A 16,578-nucleotide genomic window follows, 5' to 3' on the forward strand; every position below is an offset into this window, starting at 1 on the left:
CTCACTGCGGGGAGAGGGAACTCATCACTATCATGCGCACAACTCACACACCACTCACCTTCGCAGACCATACGCTGCACGTTGTCGAGTTCGATCCCGACAGCTTCCATGAGCACGACATGCTCTGGCTGCCCCACCACACTCAACTTCTGTCCAGTGGACGTAAGCGTAAAGCCGAGCACCTGGCAGGCCGTATTGCCGCCGTGCACGCGCTGCGTGAATTTGGCCACAAAGCCGTACCCGGCATCGGCGCACAACGCCAACCGTTGTGGCCGCAAAATCTGTTTGGCAGCATCAGTCATTGCGCAACAATTGCCCTGGCGACGGTATCGACGCATCCCGTCGGGCTGGATATAGAAACTATATTTACGCTGCAAACCGCGAACGAACTGTTAAGTAGTATTGTCACCAATACAGAAAAAGAGTGGTTGGCCAATAGCGGCCTGACAGTGGAACAGGCTCTCACACTGGCATTTTCCGCCAAAGAAAGTGCTTTTAAAGTAACCCTGGCATCACAACAGGCAAACGCCGGATTTTCGCAGTATCAAATCGTTGAGTTGCAACACAACCAAATGATACTACGTGCTCACAGCCAAATGTATCGCGTGCAATGGCGGTTCTCGGGCAATGATGTAATCACACTGGCAACAGTGTGAACGTCACAGCAGGTCTCGCGCCTGAGCAGCGATAGCTGCGGCGTCAAAACCATGATGCTGACGTAGCCAGCCACGATCCGCTGCCGCTGCGTACTCTCCATCCGGAATACCTAAACGCTTTAACACTGCCCCGACTCCGCCCTCAGCCAGTACTTCTGCCACCAGGCTTCCCAACCCACCATTAATATTGTGCTCTTCTACGGTAATCACCGCTTTGCAGCCCTGTAATACTGATAACAGAGCTTTGGTATCACATGGTCGAATTGAAGGTACACTGACCACTTTCGCCTGAATACCTGCATCAGCCAACAGCGCAGCGGCATCAACAATTTCATGAACTGTCGAGCCAGTTGCCACCAGCGCCACATGTTCCCCCTCGCGCAGTGTCAACACCGCCCCCGGAACAAAACGGTAACTCTCGTCATGAAGTTCCGGCAGTGCTTTTCCATCAAGACGAATATATACCGGTCCCTGATAGCCAATCGCATAATCGATAATCTGTCGGCACTCTCGTGGCGAAGATGGGGCGAAAATCTGGATATTGCCGAAGCCTCGCATAATGGCAATATCATCGATCGAATGGTGAGTGCTCGCCAACGGGCCATAGCTGGCACCGGCATTAAGACCGAATAGCTTCACATTGGTATTGTTGTAGCAAACATCGACTTTAATTTGCTCATTGGCACGAGAGATCAGAAATGGCGCAGCGTTACAGGTGACGGCTACCTTACCGCCAAGAGCAAGTCCTGCCGCCGTTCCAACCATGCTTTGTTCAGCAATACCTACGTTGACCAACCGACCAGGAAACTGCTTTATAAAAGGAGCAATTTTCGCTGTTGATGTCGAGTCCGCTACGACCGGAACCAGGTCAACCCCCTTTTCAACTGCATCAATGAACGCCTGAACCATGACGTTTGCGAGGTGTTCTGCATTACTCATCTTTTAACTCCTCCAGAGCCAGTTCGATCTCTTCACCTTTTGGCACCCGATGGTGCCATTCAGAGCGCCCCTGGATAAACGATATACCCGCGCCTTTCGTGGTATTGGCAATGATGACGTTAGGTTTGCCTTCCTGCTTAAGTCCTTCCAGAGTGGCGACAACCGACGCCATATCATTCCCCTGACATTCAGTCACTGTCATACCAAATGCCTGCCATTTTGCGGCAAGCGGATCGGTATTCATGATTTCGCGAGTCGGTCCGGCTAATTGAAGATTGTTCTTGTCATTAATAATGATCAGGTTGTCGAGGCCATAATGAGCAGCAGCCAGTGCCGCTTCCCAGTTACTTCCTTCGGCCAGTTCACCATCACCTGTGATTAAAAAGATGCGGCGTGAACTGTTATTTTTCTTCGCAGCCAGAGCCAGTCCCACCGCAACAGGTAAACCGTGGCCCAGAGCACCTGTATTCAGTTCAATACCAGGCGTTTTCTGGCGAACCGGATGTCCGGGAAGATGGGTATTGGCATGTTGATAGGTTTCCAGCCAGTCAACGGGGAAAAAACCCGCTTCCGCCAGAACACAGTAGTAACAGCCCACCGCGTGACCTTTAGATTGGATGTAGATATCCCGAGCTTCATCAGCGATACGCTCCGGAGCGACATTGAGTATCCGAAAATAGAGTGCCGTCAACAGTTCAACCTGAGACAGGTCCGCACCAGTATGCCCACCCGCGGGACTGTTAGCATTTAATCTGACGATGTGACGGCGAACCGCCCGCGCTTTGCGCTCAAGAGTCTGGATATCATAGTTCCAGGGATTCATTTAGCACCTCTGAATTTATTTTCAATGTGGAATATTTATTCCGTATAGGACTAAAAAAACCAGAATTTCCCATACGTCACATCATCAGGCTTACGCCCTTGTATCATACTCAGGTACATTCTGCCTCCTTACCGCGACCACACTGACGCTGGTAATAATAAGTTGACCTGTCACCACTATGAATATATATTCATAAATGATTCTTTATTCAATTATGCAACCTAATTTTCGTATTTGTCCATAGCTGTTTTTGAGGATTGGTTAAAGTTAGAGCTTTATCACACTTACCTGTCTTCAATTTTCGCGTATGATAAAACGCATTAAGATAATGGCGGTACGTAAATGATTTTCGGGGAAATATATGGCTAAGCAGGACGAACAACGGCTATTGGTTAAAATCGCTACCCTTTACTATCTTGAAGGACGCAAACAGTCCGATATTGCTCAACTTCTCTCGCTTTCTCAGTCGTTTATCTCCCGCGCCATCACCCGCTGTCAGAAAGAAGGGGTGGTGAAAATCAGCGTTGTCCAGCCCTCAAATATCTTCCTGAATCTTGAAAAAGGGATCGAGGAACGTTACGGCATTAAGCAGGCCATAGTGGTTGATACCGAAGAGGATGCCAGCGACCACACCATCAAACGCGCCATTGGTTCTGCCGCAGCCCACTATCTGGAAACCCGATTGCGCCCCAAAGACCTGGTGGGCGTTTCCTCATGGAGTTCGACTATCCGAGCGATGGTGGATGAAGTCCATACACAGAATCTGAAAGCCGGCGGCGTAATTCAATTGTTGGGCGGCGTAGGTCCCAACGGCAACGTACAAGCCACAATTCTGACGCAGACGCTGGCGCAACATCTGAATTGTGAAGCCTGGCTACTTCCTTCTCAGAGTATCGAAGGTTCGGTTGAAGAGAAAAACCGTCTCGTTGCCAGCAAAGATGTCGCCGATGTGATTTCACGCTTTGATAATGTCGACATCGCCATTGTTGGCGTCGGGATCCTCGAACCATCCCAATTGCTGAAAACATCAGGTAACTACTACCACGAAGATATGTTGCAGGTACTGGCCGATCGCGGCGCGGTCGGGGACATTTGCCTGCATTACTACGACAACGAGGGACAGCCGGTATTACAAGATGACGAAGATCCAGTGATTGGCATGGCACTGGACAAGGTAAAAAAATGCCCGAATGTCGTGGCGCTTGCTGGCGGTACAGACAAAGTCGCGGCAATTAAAGGGGCGTTGAACGGAGGTTATATCGACGTGCTCATTACCGACTATCCTACGGCCCGTATGCTGGTCACCTCCTGACCCTTAATTCGCTGGTAGCCTTTGCACGAAAGATAAAAAGCAAAGGCAGTGACTAAAATCTATATATTTCAATAGACTGAAAGGTTTCACCTCGCCTTAATTTATTCTTTTTTCTGTTATTGTCCCGTCTGTGTAAGTGTGATTCTCAGCACAATTGATGATTTTTTCTGTAGCCCAACGGAAAGATTGTAGCTAAGGTATTAAATAAATAATCAATACCGAATATATATTCAATAATTAAAAAAGCGATGTCACAGCCAGGCCTGATGCAGTAATGACGCGACAATGAGAGGGTTTTATCCTCTAAACCGGGACGCAATGTGACTCAGGAGATAATCTATGTGTGCAGCGAAGAAAGAGTTCATCATTGCGCTGGATGAAGGCACAACTAACGCCAAAGCAATCGCGCTTGATGCACAGGGCAATGTGGTCGCAAAGTTTTCTCAGCCACTGGCGATTCAGACCCCCCGGGATGGCTGGGTTGAACAATCTGGGGAGGCGTTGATTGATGCGTCTATTAGCGTCATAGCCAAAGCTATGAATCATGTTGGTGCTGAAAACGTCGCAGCACTGGCTATTAGTAATCAGCGTGAAACCGCCATAGGCTGGTATCGCCAGACTGGCAGACCGCTAAATTCCGCAATCACCTGGCAATGTACGCGCAGTGCGGCTTACTGCGAGGAACTGCGGCATGAAAATAAAGAACAACTAATAAAATCAACCACTGGTCTGCCAATCGCACCACTTTTCTCCGCATCAAAAATGCGCTGGCTACTGGAATCCGTGACCGATGGCCCACAGCTGGCTGCGCAGGGACAAATTTGCCTGGGAACGATCGACAGTTGGTTGCTATGGAATTTAACCGCTGGTGAAACCTTCTGCTGTGACTATTCCAACGCAGCCCGCACACAGTTGCTAAACCTGCACTCTGGAGAGTGGGATGAAGCCATGCTGGCACTCTTCCACATTCCGCGTGTCGCCTTACCGGAAATAAAACCCTCCAGTGGATTATTTGGTCATACTCGTGGACTGGATGGCATTCCAGACGGCATTCCTGTGATGTCGATGGTGGGTGACTCACATGCCGCTCTGTTTGGTCATGCTCTTGGCGAAATGGGATGCGTTAAAGCAACTTATGGTACCGGGTCATCAGTGATGGCGCCGGTCAAATCAGCCCAATGCGATATTGACGCTCTGGCTACCACCATCGCCTGGCACGATGGCAATAGCATCATATACGGTCTGGAGGGCAATATCCCGCACACGGGTGATGCGGTGGCATGGATGGCGGACAGTACGGGTTTGAGCGAACTTTCGGATGCCGAACTGGCAAACGAACTCAACACCCTTCCCGCCTCTGTTGATTCAACCCTCGGCGTTTATTTTGTGCCAGCACTGACCGGGCTTGGGGCGCCGTGGTGGGATGACAGTGCCCGTGGAGTTATCTGCGGACTCAGTCGGGGAGTTAAACGTGCTCATCTGATCCGTGCCGCACTTGAGTCGATTACCTATCAAATCGCCGATGTTGTAGTTGCCATGCAGCAGCACGATGATTTCAAGTTAACGGCATTAATGGTTGACGGTGGCCCCACCAAAAACGACTGGCTAATGCAATATCAGGCAGATCTGCTTGGTTATCCGGTTATGCGTAGCGATGTGCCAGAACTGTCCGCCATTGGCGCGGCATTACTGGCGCGTAAAGCGCTTTATCCTGGCTCACTGACTGATTTAAAAGCTTTTTTAACCGTACATAGCACATTTAAACCCGACATGGATCGCCATCATCGGTTGCAAAAAAGATGGCAGGAATGGCGCCATGCGGTAAACAGAACATTATGGAAACCGGCCCCGTCCGCCTGATACCTCGCCAGGGAAAACACGCGACGTTATTTACCACATATACAGGAGGGCACCGGATCATAAAAAACTCAGGCTTTACGTTGTTTCACCGTACCCGACAATAACAACACAGAGAGAACATTGTCATGAAATTACGTTTAACGCTGTTAACTGCTGCAACCCTGACTGCTTTGTCTTTTACTGCTCATGCAGCGGAAAAAGGGACAATCATGATTATGGTGAATTCACTGGATAATCCGTATTACGCCTCAGAAGCAAAAGGTGCCAGTGAAAAAGCCCAGGAACTAGGCTACAAAACCACAATTTTGTCGCACAGTGAAGATGTAAAAAAACAGAATGAATTGATTGATACGGCAATCGGCAAAAAAGTCCAGGGTATTGTTCTGGATAATGCAGATTCAACGGCCAGCGTTGCGGCAATTGAAAAAGCGAAAAAAGCTGGAATTCCCGTCATATTGATCAACCGTGAAATTCCCGTTGATGATGTTGCACTGGTGCAAATTACCCATAATAACTTCCAGGCTGGTTCAGAAGTTGCAAATATTTTCGTCGAGAAAATGGGTGAAAAAGGTAAATATGCTGAACTGACATGTAACCTTGCCGATAATAATTGTGTTACGCGCTCCAAATCCTTTCACCAGGTTATTGATCAGTTCCCGGATATGGTTAGTGTCGCCAGACAGGATGCCAAAGGCACGCTTATCGACGGTAAACGTATTATGGACAGCATCCTACAAGCCCACCCGGACGTGAAAGGTATTATCTGCGGTAACGGTCCAGTAGCACTGGGGGCTATTGCTGCATTAAAAGCGGCGAACCGCAGTGACGTGGTCGTGGTCGGTATCGACGGTAGCAACGACGAACGTGATGCAGTGAAAGCTGGCACTCTACAGGCGACCGTCATGCTCCAGGCACAGGCTATCGCAGCGCAAGGAGTTACCGATCTGGATAACTACCTGCAAAAAGGCATAAAACCAGAAAAACAACGCGTCATGTTCCGCGGAATTCTTATCACTAAAGAAAACGCAGATAAAGTGCAGGATTTCAATATCAAGTCCTGATCCCGGGTTGTTGCGCCTCTCAGGAGGCGCAGAGGAGAACATTATGTCTAAGAAAGCCTGGCTTGCGCTGGTCGTGCTGACCGTGGGAGGATGTCGCATCGTCTCGCAGCAGGAACTTGCGGACCTCAAGTCGCCACCGAATCCACACATGGGTAATATAGCCCAAACGTGGCAAAACAAGATTGTCCCGCAAATTGTCGGGCAGGCTCGTCCGGTGGCCGATTTATTAATGGCCTTGCATGCTGAAAAAGATTTTGACAGCGCCTGTAAAAATCTCGGCTATCGCTCTCAGGAAGAGAATCCCTGCATCTTTTACGTACAAGTGGAGGGAAAAATTAGCAATCTTGATACCGCCTCTCGTAGTGGAAAAATGACCATCGTCGATAAAAGCGGCAACAACATTATTGTGCAGATTGGTCCGACGCTGCGCGGCACACAATTACGCGATGCCTTTAAAGGCGCAAGTTATAGTGATTTCAATGACCAGGTATTATTTGGTGAATATGGTCGAGGAATTAACGAACAAGCAATAAAGATGGTCCAATCTGCGCAACTTAAAACCGGAGAATCAGTGCACGTTTATGGTGTTTTTTCTGAGTGGGAGATTCCAGAATCCATCCCGGTTATTACACCAGCGAAAATTGAATCCGTAGGAGGACAATAACATGCAGCAGCAAGATATCGTCACTCCTCATTCCGTCGAATCTGAAGTTATTATCGAAACACAAGATTTATCGCGTGTTTACCCTGGGGTGGTGGCATTAGATAGCGTCAACTATCGGGTATATCGAAATAAAGTAAACGTGCTGATCGGAGAAAATGGTGCGGGTAAGTCCACCATGATGAAAATGCTTGCTGGTGTCGAAAGCCCCTCTTCCGGGAAAATTATTATGGATGGCATACCTGTCACATTAAATTCTACTCATCAGGCCGAAAAACTGGGTATCAGCATTATTTTTCAGGAGTTGAATTTATTCCCAAACATGAATGTTATGGATAATATTTTCATGGCTAACGAGTTCTTTCAGAAAGGGAAAATCAACGAAAAATACCAATACGCACTGGCAAAATCATTACTGGAAAGACTCGAGCTGGATGTTGATCCGTATACACCTCTGGAAGAACTAGGGATCGGTCATCAGCAACTGGTCGAAATTGCTCGTGCGCTCTCCAAAGATACCCGTGTTTTAATCATGGATGAACCGACCTCCGCCCTCAGCCAGTCTGAGGTGAAAGTGTTGTTTAACGTCATTGAGCAACTCAAACGGCGCGGCGTCACCATCATCTATATATCCCACCGTCTGGAAGAGTTGATGGAAATTGGTGATTACATCACGATTTTCCGCGACGGCCGTTTTATCAGTGAACGCCCAGTCAATGATGCCAGTATTCCGTGGATCATTGAACAAATGGTGGGAGACAAGAAAAAACATTTTGATTATCAACCCGCACCAAAAGGTGAAACGGTTCTATCCGTACAGGGTCTCACAGCCCTTCATCCGAGCGGCGGCTATAAGCTTAATGACGTGACGTTTAGCCTCAGTAAAGGCGAAGTCATCGGAATCTATGGTCTGCTGGGCGCAGGACGGACGGAACTGTTCAAAGGCCTGGTGGGACTTATGCCCTGCCAGAGTGGGAGTGTGCAGCTTAACGGCGAATGCATTGATAAAGCCCATTTTCAGTCACGCCTTAAAAAGGGGTTGGCACTGGTGCCTGAAGACAGACAGGGCGAAGGCGTTGTTCAGATGATGTCGATTCAGTCCAATATGACGCTGTCTGACTTCAGCCTGCAAGGCTTTCGCAGAGCCTGGAAATGGCTGAATCCGCACAAAGAGCAGACCAGTGTGAAGGCAATGATCCAGCAACTGGCTATCAAAGTGAGCGATCCCGAACTACCTATCACCTCATTAAGCGGCGGTAATCAGCAAAAAGTGGTGCTGGGTAAGGCATTAATGACGCAACCGCAGGTGGTTTTCCTTGACGAGCCCACCCGAGGCATTGATGTGGGCGCGAAAACCGACGTGTATCACCTTATTGGCAAAATGGCGCAGCAAGGGCTGGCGGTGATGTTCTCTTCATCAGAGCTGGACGAAGTGATGGCGCTGGCGGACCGTATTCTGGTGATGGCTGATGGCCGAATCACCGCTGATGTCCCCCGTCATGCGGTCACCCGCGAGACCTTAATCGCGGCTTCGACACCTCAAGATTAATCAGGCTGGAATCCATCATGAACCAGAAATATATGATTTATATGTACCTGCTGAAGGCCAGAACGTTTATTGCACTGCTGCTGGTTATCGCATTCTTTAGTGTGATGGTACCTAATTTCCTGACCACCTCAAATCTGTTAATCATGACTCAACACGTCGCCATCACGGGATTACTGGCAATTGGTATGACGCTGGTGATACTGACTGGCGGTATCGATCTGTCCGTCGGGGCGGTAGCGGGTATTTGCGGCATGGTTGCAGGCGCCTTGCTTACCAACGGTCTGCCCATCTGGGGTGGCAACATCATCTTCTTCAACGTACCAGAGGTCATAATCTGTGTTGCCCTCTTCGGCGTTGTCGTTGGTTTTGTCAACGGTGCCGTCATCACCCGTTTCGGCGTTGCACCGTTTATCTGTACGCTCGGCATGATGTACGTTGCCAGAGGATCTGCGCTTCTGTTTAACGACGGCAGCACCTACCCAAATCTGAATGGCATGGACGCGCTGGGCAATACCGGTTTTGCCACGCTGGGTTCAGGTACTTTGTTGGGGATTTATCTCCCTATCTGGCTGATGATTGCCTTCCTGTTGCTGGGCTACTGGGTAACCACCAAAACCCCTCTAGGCCGCTACATCTACGCGATTGGAGGGAACGAATCCGCCGCACGTCTGGCGGGTGTCCCTATCGTAAAAGCGAAGATCTTTGTGTACGCCTTCTCCGGCCTGTGTGCTGCTTTTGTTGGGTTAATTGTGGCTTCACAACTGCAAACTGCACATCCGATGACCGGCAACATGTTTGAGATGGATGCCATTGGCGCAACTGTGCTGGGCGGAACTGCGCTCGCTGGAGGACGCGGACGCGTCTCCGGCTCCATTATCGGTGCCTTCGTAATTGTCTTCCTTGCCGATGGCATGGTGATGATGGGCGTCAGTGATTTCTGGCAGATGGTCATTAAAGGTGTGGTTATCGTCACCGCCGTTGTTGTCGATCAGTTCCAGCAAAAGCTGCAGAACAAAGTCATTCTGATGCGTCGCCATGAAGAAAAGCTGGCGGCAGCACCCTCAGGAAATACCGTATCCAGTTAAGCAGCAACATTCCGCCGGGCATCCTTTGCCCGGCCCATACAGGGGATAAAAATATGCAACGTGATTTTCATGGTAAGACAATTGTCATCACTGGTGCTTGTCGGGGGATTGGCGCTGGTATCGCCGAACGTTTTGCCCGCGACGGCGCAAATCTGGTGATGGTATCGAATGCGGAGCGCGTCCACGAAACAGCGGAACAGCTTCGTCAGCGCTATCAGGCAGATATTTTATCTTTGCAGGTGGATGTCACCAATGAGGCGCAGGTGCAATCTCTGTACGAGCAGGCCGCAGCGCGCTTCGGCACCATTGATGTCTCAATTCAAAACGCGGGTGTCATCACCATCGACTATTTCGACCGCATGCCGAAAGCCGATTTTGAAAAAGTCCTCGCCGTGAATACCACTGGCGTATGGCTCTGCTGCCGGGAAGCAGCAAAATATATGGTTAAGCAAAACCAGGGCTGCCTGATTAATACCTCTTCCGGTCAGGGACGTCAGGGTTTCATCTATACCCCACACTACGCCGCCAGCAAGATGGGCGTAATTGGTATTACGCAAAGTCTGGCGCATGAGTTAGCGCCATGGAATATCACCGTTAACGCCTTTTGTCCGGGGATAATCGAAAGCGAAATGTGGGATTACAACGATCGTGTCTGGGGCGAGATTCTCAGTACAGATGAAAAACGCTATGGCAAAGGTGAACTGATGGCGGAATGGGTTAAAGGCATCCCAATGAAACGCGCGGGCAAACCTGAAGATGTCGCCGGACTGGTCGCTTTTCTCGCCTCTGACGATGCGCGTTATCTCACTGGACAAACCATCAACATCGATGGTGGCCTGATTATGTCTTAATACCCATCAGGGTATCTGTTAAGAGAGTCATCATTATGATTGCAAAAGATTTTGCTCAACAACTGTTTAATCTTGAGGGGCGCGTCGCTTTTGTTACTGGCGCAGGTAGCGGCATCGGTCAGACTATCGCCTGCGCACTCGCCAGCGCGGGCGCGCACGTGGTCTGTTTTGATTTGCGCGAAGACGGCGGGCTAAATGCGACTGTTGATACTATCACCGCTATTGGCGCCCAGGCTGCGCTCTATACGGGTGATGTCCGCCAGCTTAGCGACCTTCGCGCCGCGGTAGCCCTGGCGAAGGAACGCTTTGGTCGCCTGGATATTGCGGTCAATGCCGCAGGCATTGCCAACGCCAACCCTGCGCTGGAAATGGAAAGCGAGCAGTGGCAACGCGTTATCGACATTAACCTCACTGGCGTGTGGAACTCCTGTAAAGCCGAAGCAGAACTGATGCTGGAATCAGGCGGTGGCTCGATTATTAACATCGCATCCATGTCAGGGATTATTGTTAACCGAGGCCTTGAGCAAGCCCATTACAATAGCGCTAAAGCGGGGGTAATTCATCTGTCAAAAAGCCTGGCGATGGAGTGGATTGGAAAAGGCATACGCGTGAATTCCATAAGCCCCGGATATACCGCCACGCCGATGAACACCCGACCGGAAATGGTTCATCAGACGCGGGAGTTTGAAAGCCAGACCCCGATTCAACGCATGGCAAAAGTGGAAGAGATGGCAGGCCCGGCACTCTTTCTGGCCAGCGATGCTGCTTCATTTTGTACCGGTGTAGACCTGGTTGTAGATGGTGGATTTATCTGTTGGTAAACAGCATTACGCCCGCAGCCATTGTTAGCTGCGGGCATTAATTTATTCGCCGCTACACGCCGCCAGCGTTTTTCGTTGCCGCCCATTTTCATCAAAGTTCTCCGGCGCCAGCCAGCGCTGTAACACGGCGTCACACTGGGGCCATTCGCCGTCAATCATCGATAACCAGTCGCTGTCGCGATTACGCCCCTTGCGCACAATCTTCTGGCGAAAACGTCCTTCGAAGATAAACCCAAGGCGTTCCGCCGCCCGTCGAGAAGCGGTGTTCAGAGAGTCGCATTTCCACTCCACGCGACGATAACCCAACGCAAACGCCTGGCGCAGCAGCAGCCAGATGCTTTCGGTGCCAAGTACCGTATTTTTCATGCGCGGTGACCAGGTCACATGACCAATTTCGACCGAACCGTGCTCCCGTTCGATCGCCATAAAGCACACCAGTCCGACGGCACATCCTGAACGCTGTTCAATGACGGCATAGGGAACCAAAGAGGTATCAGTGGATTTCCCCTGTACCCAGCACGCTGCGGCCTCAACGCTTGTGGGGCGAGAGCTTGCGAGCCAGGTCCAGTCGCGATCGTCCGGTGCCTGCGCGTAGGCATCAAACAGATCGGCGGCATGGCTGTCGGCATCCAGAGGAACCAGTCGACAATATTGACCGACAAGCGTTTCCCGTGGCAGTACGGCAGCGCCATTCCAGTCCGGCACAACATCGCCGACGGTCTGCCCATAAATATTTATTTCCTGCACGATTCCCCCCCCAGTTGCGAAGTAAAAAATAGTTATAACACCGGCCATTTTGCCTTCAAAGCATCGCCAGGGAATATCTGACAACGAACAGAAAATCAGCCGCCCTTCTATACTCTAAGGATATCGATCAACGCGGAATAGAACCCTATGCCACTTCCCAATTTTCATGTATCCGACCCTTTTACGTTAGGCATTGAACTGGAAATGCAGGTGGTCAACCCCCCGGGCTACGACCTGAGCCAGGATTCTTCCCGGCTGATTGACGCTGTAAAGCCGCTGCTTACCGCCGGAGAAGTGAAGCACGATATCACGGAAAGTATGCTGGAGATGGCGACCGGGGTTTGTCGCAATATCGATCAGGCAAGTGCTGAATTGTCTACCATGCAGCAGATAATTACGCGGGTTGCTGCACAGCACCATCTCGCGATTTGTGGCGGGGGGACGCATCCATTTCAAAAATGGCAACGTCAGGAAGTCTGCGATGACGAACGCTATCGGCGCAACCTGGAAAATTTTGGCTATCTCATTCAGCAGGCGACGGTATTTGGCCAACATGTGCATATCGGTTGCGCAAACGGCGATGATGCCATTTATCTCCTGCACGGCCTGTCGCGATTTGTTCCCCATTTTATTGCGCTCTCAGCCGCCTCACCTTATATGCAAACGTCCGACACGCGGTTTGCCTGCGCGCGACTGAATATTTTCTCCGGATTTCCCGATAATGGCCCGATGCCATGGGTGAATAGCTGGCAGGAATTCGAGGGGTTATTTCGTCGACTGGCTTACACCAGCATGATTGATAGCATTAAGGATTTACACTGGGATATCCGCCCCAGCCCGCACTTTGGCACAGTAGAGGTTCGGGTCATGGATACGCCGCTGACCCTGGCACACGCGGTCAATATGGCGGGGCTTATTCAGGCTACCGCCCACTGGTTACTCACCAAACGGCCGTTCAAACACCAGCTGCATGATTACCTGCTGTATAAATTTAATCGTTTTCAAGCCTGCCGCTTTGGTATGGCGGGAATCGTAACCGACGTCAATACCGGCGATGGGCACCGCCTGTCAGATGACACGCTACGGCTATTGGACAATGTCGCCGCCTCTGCGGATAAAGTGGGGGCAGCCAGCGCGATTGAAGCCTTGCATCTGCAGGTTAAGCATAGTCATGACGAGGCGCAAAATATGCGTGATTTCGTCGCCGAAGGCGGGTCACTGAGTGGTCTGGTGAAAAAACATTGTGAGATTTGGGCCGGGCTGTAAGCGTGGGGTTTGCGTTGCCCACGGAGATCCCGGACAATAGCTTTTTAACTCAAGTTTAACAATACGATGAAACACCCGCTTGAATCACTGATGACCGCCGCCGGGATCCTGCTGCTGGCATTTTTATCCTGCCTGCTCCTGCCCGCTCCCTCACTTGGCCTGGTGCTGGCGCAAAAGCTCGTGGCCACCTTTCATTTGATGGATCTCAACCAGTTTTATACTTTGCTGTTTTGCCTGTGGTTTTTACTGCTGGGGGTAATTGAGTATTTTATTTTGCGCTTCATCTGGCGGCGCTGGTTCTCGCTGGCAGATTAGGCCCGCGAGAACCCTGCGTCGTTAATGCGCCCGGCTATGGTTTTCTTTGCGATAAGCGCCTGGCGGCTGGCTGAACGTCCGGGTGAAAATACGCGTAAAGGTCTGCTGCGAATCGAATCCGTACTTTAGACAAATGTCATACACTTTCTGATCGGTATCGCGCAGATCGCGCGCCGCCAGCAACAGCTTACGCTCACGGATGTAACGCCCGAGGCTTTCACCTTTATACTGCATAAAAAGACGCTGCAGGTGCCATTTGGAATAGCCCGCATGGCGTGCAATATCATCAATGCGCAATGGCTGATTTAAATTATCATCAATCCATTCAACAATCGTATCAATCACCTGAGCAGAAATCGTCATCATGCTCTCCCCTGTATTCATTGAGTCGCCTGTTGCCACCAGGCCGTAAACGGTTGGTCCGGTTCGGACAGTATTACCGGTTCACCCAACATTGGCGTCAGCAGTCGGTAATCGTGACGGCGGCTGGCAAGCGCCAGTCGTTTGTAGGGATCATCCCAGGAATGTTTCGCCAGAACGAAACGACCAGCATGCCCTGGCAACACGGCTTTCGCATGCAGATCGGCCGCAGCCTGTGCCGTCTCTTCCGGCATCATGTGAATAAACTTCCAGTCATGGTCATACTGGCCGTTCTCCATAATCGCCAAATCAACCGAGCCAAACTGCTCACCGATGGCTTTAAAATGTGGTCCATAGCCGGAATCGCCACTGTAGTAAACGTTCTGCTCCGGCGTTTCAAACATGAAACTCGCCCATAGCGTTTGGTTGCGCTTAATGCCTCTCCCCGAAAAATGACGGGCTGGCAACGCATGAACGATCAGCGAATCCGTTACTCTGATGGATTGATTCCAGTCCATCTCGTCGATTATCTCGCCGCGCATCCCCCAATAACGCAGATGCGACCCTACGCCAAGCGGTGTAATCACCCGCTTAATTTTCGGCATTAACGCCTTGATCGTGGCGAGATCCAGGTGGTCATAGTGATCGTGCGAGATAATGAGCAGATCGATCTCCGGCATCGTCTGTGCGGACCACGGATAATCACCGGCAAAGGCTTTGTTCAGGAATGAAAGCGGTGCGGCATAGTTGCTAAACACGGGATCAACCAGGATACGTTGACCCACCAGCTGTAAATACCATGAAGAATGGCCCAGCCAGACAAGCGTGTCCTGCTCTGGAGATAACCCGGCGAGATCGGTCGCCACCAATGGCAATGGATGTGCCGGCCGCGCATTTTCGCGCTTAGCGACCAAAAACTCCCACCAGGCAGCCAGCATACTTTTGTTACCGGTATAGCTTGGTGTCGGCACCTGGTTATGAAACTGTCCATCACGATAGTGCGGTGATTGTTCAACCTGACTCAGCTGTGCCCCTTTCGGTGGCTGACCAAACCCGGCATTGAGTAAAAACGGTAAACTTGCAGCTGCGCCAATGAGCATAATAACAACCACACAAACTGTGAGACGCTTCATATCCTGACCTTAAACACGCCCCCTTTCCGCTGGTTTGCGTGACCGACTCTTGATTATGAGTGAGTAAGCACTCATTATAGAAATCGAAAGTTCGCCGTCAAGATGATTTTCAATCTTTGACATTCACCGTTGCGGTGCTGCAAAGGCCGTGATTCAATCATGCTTTTTACAACTTAAGGGTAAAGTGTAGTGGCTCGTCCGAAGAGTGAAGACAAAAAATTAGCATTACTGGAAGCTGCAACCACAGCATTTGCACAATCAGGCATTGCGGCATCTACCGCCGTAATTGCCCGCAATGCAGGTGTTGCGGAGGGAACGTTGTTTCGCTATTTCGCGACCAAAGATGATTTGATCAACGAGCTTTACCTCTTTTTAAAGCACGATCTCTGTCAGTCGATGATGGCCGATCTGGATCGTTCAGTGACCGATGCCAAAACCATGACTCCCTATATCTGGAACAGCTACATTAACTGGGGTCTGAACCATACCTGTGGGCATCGCACTATTCGACAGCTCGCCGTCAGCGAAAAGATCAGCAAAGAAACCGAACAGCAGGCTGATGATATGTTCCCGGAGCTGCGCGATCTTTGCCATCGCTCCGTGCGACCTGAGTTTATGTCTGACGAATATCGCGCCTTCGGCGATGGCCTTTTTCTCTCTTTGGCGGAAACCACCATGGAGTTCGCAGCCCGCGACTCTGCCCGGGCCAAGGAATACATATCGATGGGATTTGAAGCGATGTGGCGCGCACTAACCCGCGAGGAAAAATAATGGACGGCCAGACACTGCATACCTGTGCGAAGCGCCTTGCGCTCGAACTGCCTTTTACCGAGCACTGCTGGCCATTCGGCCCGGAATACGACGTCTTCAAAGTTGGCGGGAAAATTTTTATGCTGGTCTCAGAGCTACGCGGACGCCCACTGGTCAATCTGAAGTCGGATCCGCAAAAATCTCTGTTAAACCAGCAGATTTACCCCAGCATTGAACCCGGCTATCACATGAATAAAAAGCACTGGATCTCCGTCTACCCCGGCGATGACATTACCGAGTCATTGCTGGAAGAGCTGGTAAACGACTCATGGCACCGTGTCGTAGACGGCCTGGCGAAGCGGGATCAAAAACGCCTGCGTCCAGACTGA

The 16,578-nt window shown here is 50.6% G+C and carries 18 protein-coding genes; 13 read left to right on the forward strand and 5 right to left on the reverse strand.

Going from position 1 to position 16,578, the window contains the following annotated elements; all coding sequences use genetic code 11:
• Positions 1–32 precede the first annotated feature (32 nt).
• A complete protein-coding gene (gene entD / locus NMD08_RS18915) occupies positions 33–656 on the forward strand; it encodes an enterobactin synthase subunit EntD (protein WP_278238641.1) in 624 nt (207 codons plus the stop codon).
• A 3-nt stretch (positions 657–659) separates the two neighbouring features.
• On the opposite strand, the gene NMD08_RS18920 is transcribed toward entD, so the two are convergent.
• Positions 660–1,595 carry a transketolase family protein gene (locus tag NMD08_RS18920; protein ID WP_151224904.1) on the reverse strand — a complete coding sequence of 312 codons (936 nt, stop codon included), beginning with the start codon at positions 1,593–1,595 and terminating at the stop codon, positions 660–662.
• Positions 1,588–2,418, reverse strand: a complete 831-nt coding sequence (locus NMD08_RS18925) for a transketolase (protein WP_370618764.1) — start codon at positions 2,416–2,418, stop codon at positions 1,588–1,590. The genes NMD08_RS18920 and NMD08_RS18925 overlap by 8 nt, the downstream gene beginning before the upstream one ends.
• Before the next feature lie 361 nt (positions 2,419–2,779).
• On the opposite strand from NMD08_RS18925, the gene NMD08_RS18930 reads away from it, so the two are divergent.
• The 8 genes from NMD08_RS18930 (at position 2,780) to NMD08_RS18965 (ending at position 11,618) form a co-directional block, all read left to right on the forward strand.
• Entirely contained in the window at positions 2,780–3,730 is a 951-nt protein-coding gene (locus NMD08_RS18930; protein WP_187252848.1) for a sugar-binding transcriptional regulator, read from the forward strand.
• Between the two features lie 339 nt (positions 3,731–4,069).
• Positions 4,070–5,590 carry a glycerol kinase GlpK gene (locus NMD08_RS18935; protein WP_151218715.1) on the forward strand — a complete coding sequence of 507 codons (1,521 nt, stop codon included), beginning with the start codon at positions 4,070–4,072 and terminating at the stop codon, positions 5,588–5,590.
• Positions 5,591–5,715: 125 nt separating this feature from the next.
• Positions 5,716–6,651, forward strand: a complete 936-nt coding sequence (locus NMD08_RS18940) for a D-ribose ABC transporter substrate-binding protein (RefSeq protein ID WP_043015525.1) — start codon at positions 5,716–5,718, stop codon at positions 6,649–6,651.
• Between the two features lie 43 nt (positions 6,652–6,694).
• Positions 6,695–7,315 carry a DUF2291 family protein gene (locus NMD08_RS18945; RefSeq protein WP_151218714.1) on the forward strand — a complete coding sequence of 207 codons (621 nt, stop codon included), beginning with the start codon at positions 6,695–6,697 and terminating at the stop codon, positions 7,313–7,315.
• Between the two features lies 1 nt (position 7,316).
• Complete coding sequence (locus NMD08_RS18950) at positions 7,317–8,861, forward strand: sugar ABC transporter ATP-binding protein (protein WP_286538826.1); 1,545 nt, start codon at positions 7,317–7,319, stop codon at positions 8,859–8,861.
• A gap of 17 nt (positions 8,862–8,878) precedes the next feature.
• Positions 8,879–9,946: an ABC transporter permease gene (locus NMD08_RS18955; protein ID WP_151218712.1), complete on the forward strand. Its 1,068-nt coding sequence runs from the start codon at positions 8,879–8,881 to the stop codon at positions 9,944–9,946.
• A gap of 53 nt (positions 9,947–9,999) precedes the next feature.
• Complete coding sequence (locus NMD08_RS18960; RefSeq protein WP_003831170.1) at positions 10,000–10,797, forward strand: SDR family oxidoreductase; 798 nt, start codon at positions 10,000–10,002, stop codon at positions 10,795–10,797.
• A 35-nt stretch (positions 10,798–10,832) separates the two neighbouring features.
• Positions 10,833–11,618 carry an SDR family oxidoreductase gene (locus tag NMD08_RS18965; protein WP_075145023.1) on the forward strand — a complete coding sequence of 262 codons (786 nt, stop codon included), beginning with the start codon at positions 10,833–10,835 and terminating at the stop codon, positions 11,616–11,618.
• A 42-nt stretch (positions 11,619–11,660) separates the two neighbouring features.
• Here NMD08_RS18965 and NMD08_RS18970 read toward each other — a convergent pair whose 3' ends face one another.
• A complete protein-coding gene (locus tag NMD08_RS18970; RefSeq protein WP_370618767.1) occupies positions 11,661–12,365 on the reverse strand; it encodes a GNAT family N-acetyltransferase in 705 nt (234 codons plus the stop codon).
• A gap of 147 nt (positions 12,366–12,512) precedes the next feature.
• On the opposite strand from NMD08_RS18970, the gene NMD08_RS18975 reads away from it, so the two are divergent.
• Positions 12,513–13,631, forward strand: coding sequence for a YbdK family carboxylate-amine ligase (locus NMD08_RS18975; RefSeq protein ID WP_370618769.1), 1,119 nt, complete (start codon positions 12,513–12,515; stop codon positions 13,629–13,631).
• A 66-nt stretch (positions 13,632–13,697) separates the two neighbouring features.
• Positions 13,698–13,946 (forward strand): DUF1158 domain-containing protein, encoded by a 249-nt coding sequence (locus NMD08_RS18980; RefSeq protein WP_151218708.1) that lies wholly within the window; start codon positions 13,698–13,700, stop codon positions 13,944–13,946.
• Positions 13,947–13,967: 21 nt separating this feature from the next.
• Here NMD08_RS18980 and NMD08_RS18985 read toward each other — a convergent pair whose 3' ends face one another.
• Together NMD08_RS18985 and NMD08_RS18990 are read right to left on the reverse strand one after the other, a co-directional pair.
• Positions 13,968–14,309 (reverse strand): RamA family antibiotic efflux transcriptional regulator, encoded by a 342-nt coding sequence (locus tag NMD08_RS18985; protein ID WP_151218777.1) that lies wholly within the window; start codon positions 14,307–14,309, stop codon positions 13,968–13,970.
• Between the two features lie 17 nt (positions 14,310–14,326).
• Positions 14,327–15,439 (reverse strand): MBL fold metallo-hydrolase, encoded by a 1,113-nt coding sequence (locus tag NMD08_RS18990; protein WP_252837983.1) that lies wholly within the window; start codon positions 15,437–15,439, stop codon positions 14,327–14,329.
• A 189-nt stretch (positions 15,440–15,628) separates the two neighbouring features.
• Between NMD08_RS18990 and NMD08_RS18995 the strand changes: the two genes are divergently transcribed.
• A complete protein-coding gene (locus NMD08_RS18995; RefSeq protein ID WP_370618771.1) occupies positions 15,629–16,210 on the forward strand; it encodes a TetR/AcrR family transcriptional regulator in 582 nt (193 codons plus the stop codon).
• Positions 16,210–16,578 carry an MmcQ/YjbR family DNA-binding protein gene (locus NMD08_RS19000; RefSeq protein WP_151218706.1) on the forward strand — a complete coding sequence of 123 codons (369 nt, stop codon included), beginning with the start codon at positions 16,210–16,212 and terminating at the stop codon, positions 16,576–16,578. Before NMD08_RS18995 ends, NMD08_RS19000 begins: the two co-directional genes overlap by 1 nt.

The organism is Citrobacter meridianamericanus, assembly GCF_041320245.1.
GTDB classification, from domain to species: Bacteria; Pseudomonadota; Gammaproteobacteria; order Enterobacterales; family Enterobacteriaceae; genus Citrobacter; species Citrobacter meridianamericanus.

What these genes read in the sequence shown, in the direction of transcription:
- entD (WP_278238641.1), top strand. Translation starts at nt 33, where the DNA reads ATGCGCACAACTCACACACCACTCACCTTCGCAGACCATACGCTGCAC.
- NMD08_RS18920 (WP_151224904.1), bottom strand. Translation starts at nt 1,595, where the DNA reads ATGAGTAATGCAGAACACCTCGCAAACGTCATGGTTCAGGCGTTCATT.
- NMD08_RS18925 (WP_370618764.1), bottom strand. Translation starts at nt 2,418, where the DNA reads ATGAATCCCTGGAACTATGATATCCAGACTCTTGAGCGCAAAGCGCGG.
- NMD08_RS18930 (WP_187252848.1), top strand. Translation starts at nt 2,780, where the DNA reads ATGGCTAAGCAGGACGAACAACGGCTATTGGTTAAAATCGCTACCCTT.
- NMD08_RS18935 (WP_151218715.1), top strand. Translation starts at nt 4,070, where the DNA reads ATGTGTGCAGCGAAGAAAGAGTTCATCATTGCGCTGGATGAAGGCACA.
- NMD08_RS18940 (WP_043015525.1), top strand. Translation starts at nt 5,716, where the DNA reads ATGAAATTACGTTTAACGCTGTTAACTGCTGCAACCCTGACTGCTTTG.
- NMD08_RS18945 (WP_151218714.1), top strand. Translation starts at nt 6,695, where the DNA reads ATGTCTAAGAAAGCCTGGCTTGCGCTGGTCGTGCTGACCGTGGGAGGA.
- NMD08_RS18950 (WP_286538826.1), top strand. Translation starts at nt 7,317, where the DNA reads ATGCAGCAGCAAGATATCGTCACTCCTCATTCCGTCGAATCTGAAGTT.
- NMD08_RS18955 (WP_151218712.1), top strand. Translation starts at nt 8,879, where the DNA reads ATGAACCAGAAATATATGATTTATATGTACCTGCTGAAGGCCAGAACG.
- NMD08_RS18960 (WP_003831170.1), top strand. Translation starts at nt 10,000, where the DNA reads ATGCAACGTGATTTTCATGGTAAGACAATTGTCATCACTGGTGCTTGT.
- NMD08_RS18965 (WP_075145023.1), top strand. Translation starts at nt 10,833, where the DNA reads ATGATTGCAAAAGATTTTGCTCAACAACTGTTTAATCTTGAGGGGCGC.
- NMD08_RS18975 (WP_370618769.1), top strand. Translation starts at nt 12,513, where the DNA reads ATGCCACTTCCCAATTTTCATGTATCCGACCCTTTTACGTTAGGCATT.
- NMD08_RS18980 (WP_151218708.1), top strand. Translation starts at nt 13,698, where the DNA reads ATGAAACACCCGCTTGAATCACTGATGACCGCCGCCGGGATCCTGCTG.
- NMD08_RS18985 (WP_151218777.1), bottom strand. Translation starts at nt 14,309, where the DNA reads ATGACGATTTCTGCTCAGGTGATTGATACGATTGTTGAATGGATTGAT.
- NMD08_RS18990 (WP_252837983.1), bottom strand. Translation starts at nt 15,439, where the DNA reads ATGAAGCGTCTCACAGTTTGTGTGGTTGTTATTATGCTCATTGGCGCA.
- NMD08_RS19000 (WP_151218706.1), top strand. Translation starts at nt 16,210, where the DNA reads ATGGACGGCCAGACACTGCATACCTGTGCGAAGCGCCTTGCGCTCGAA.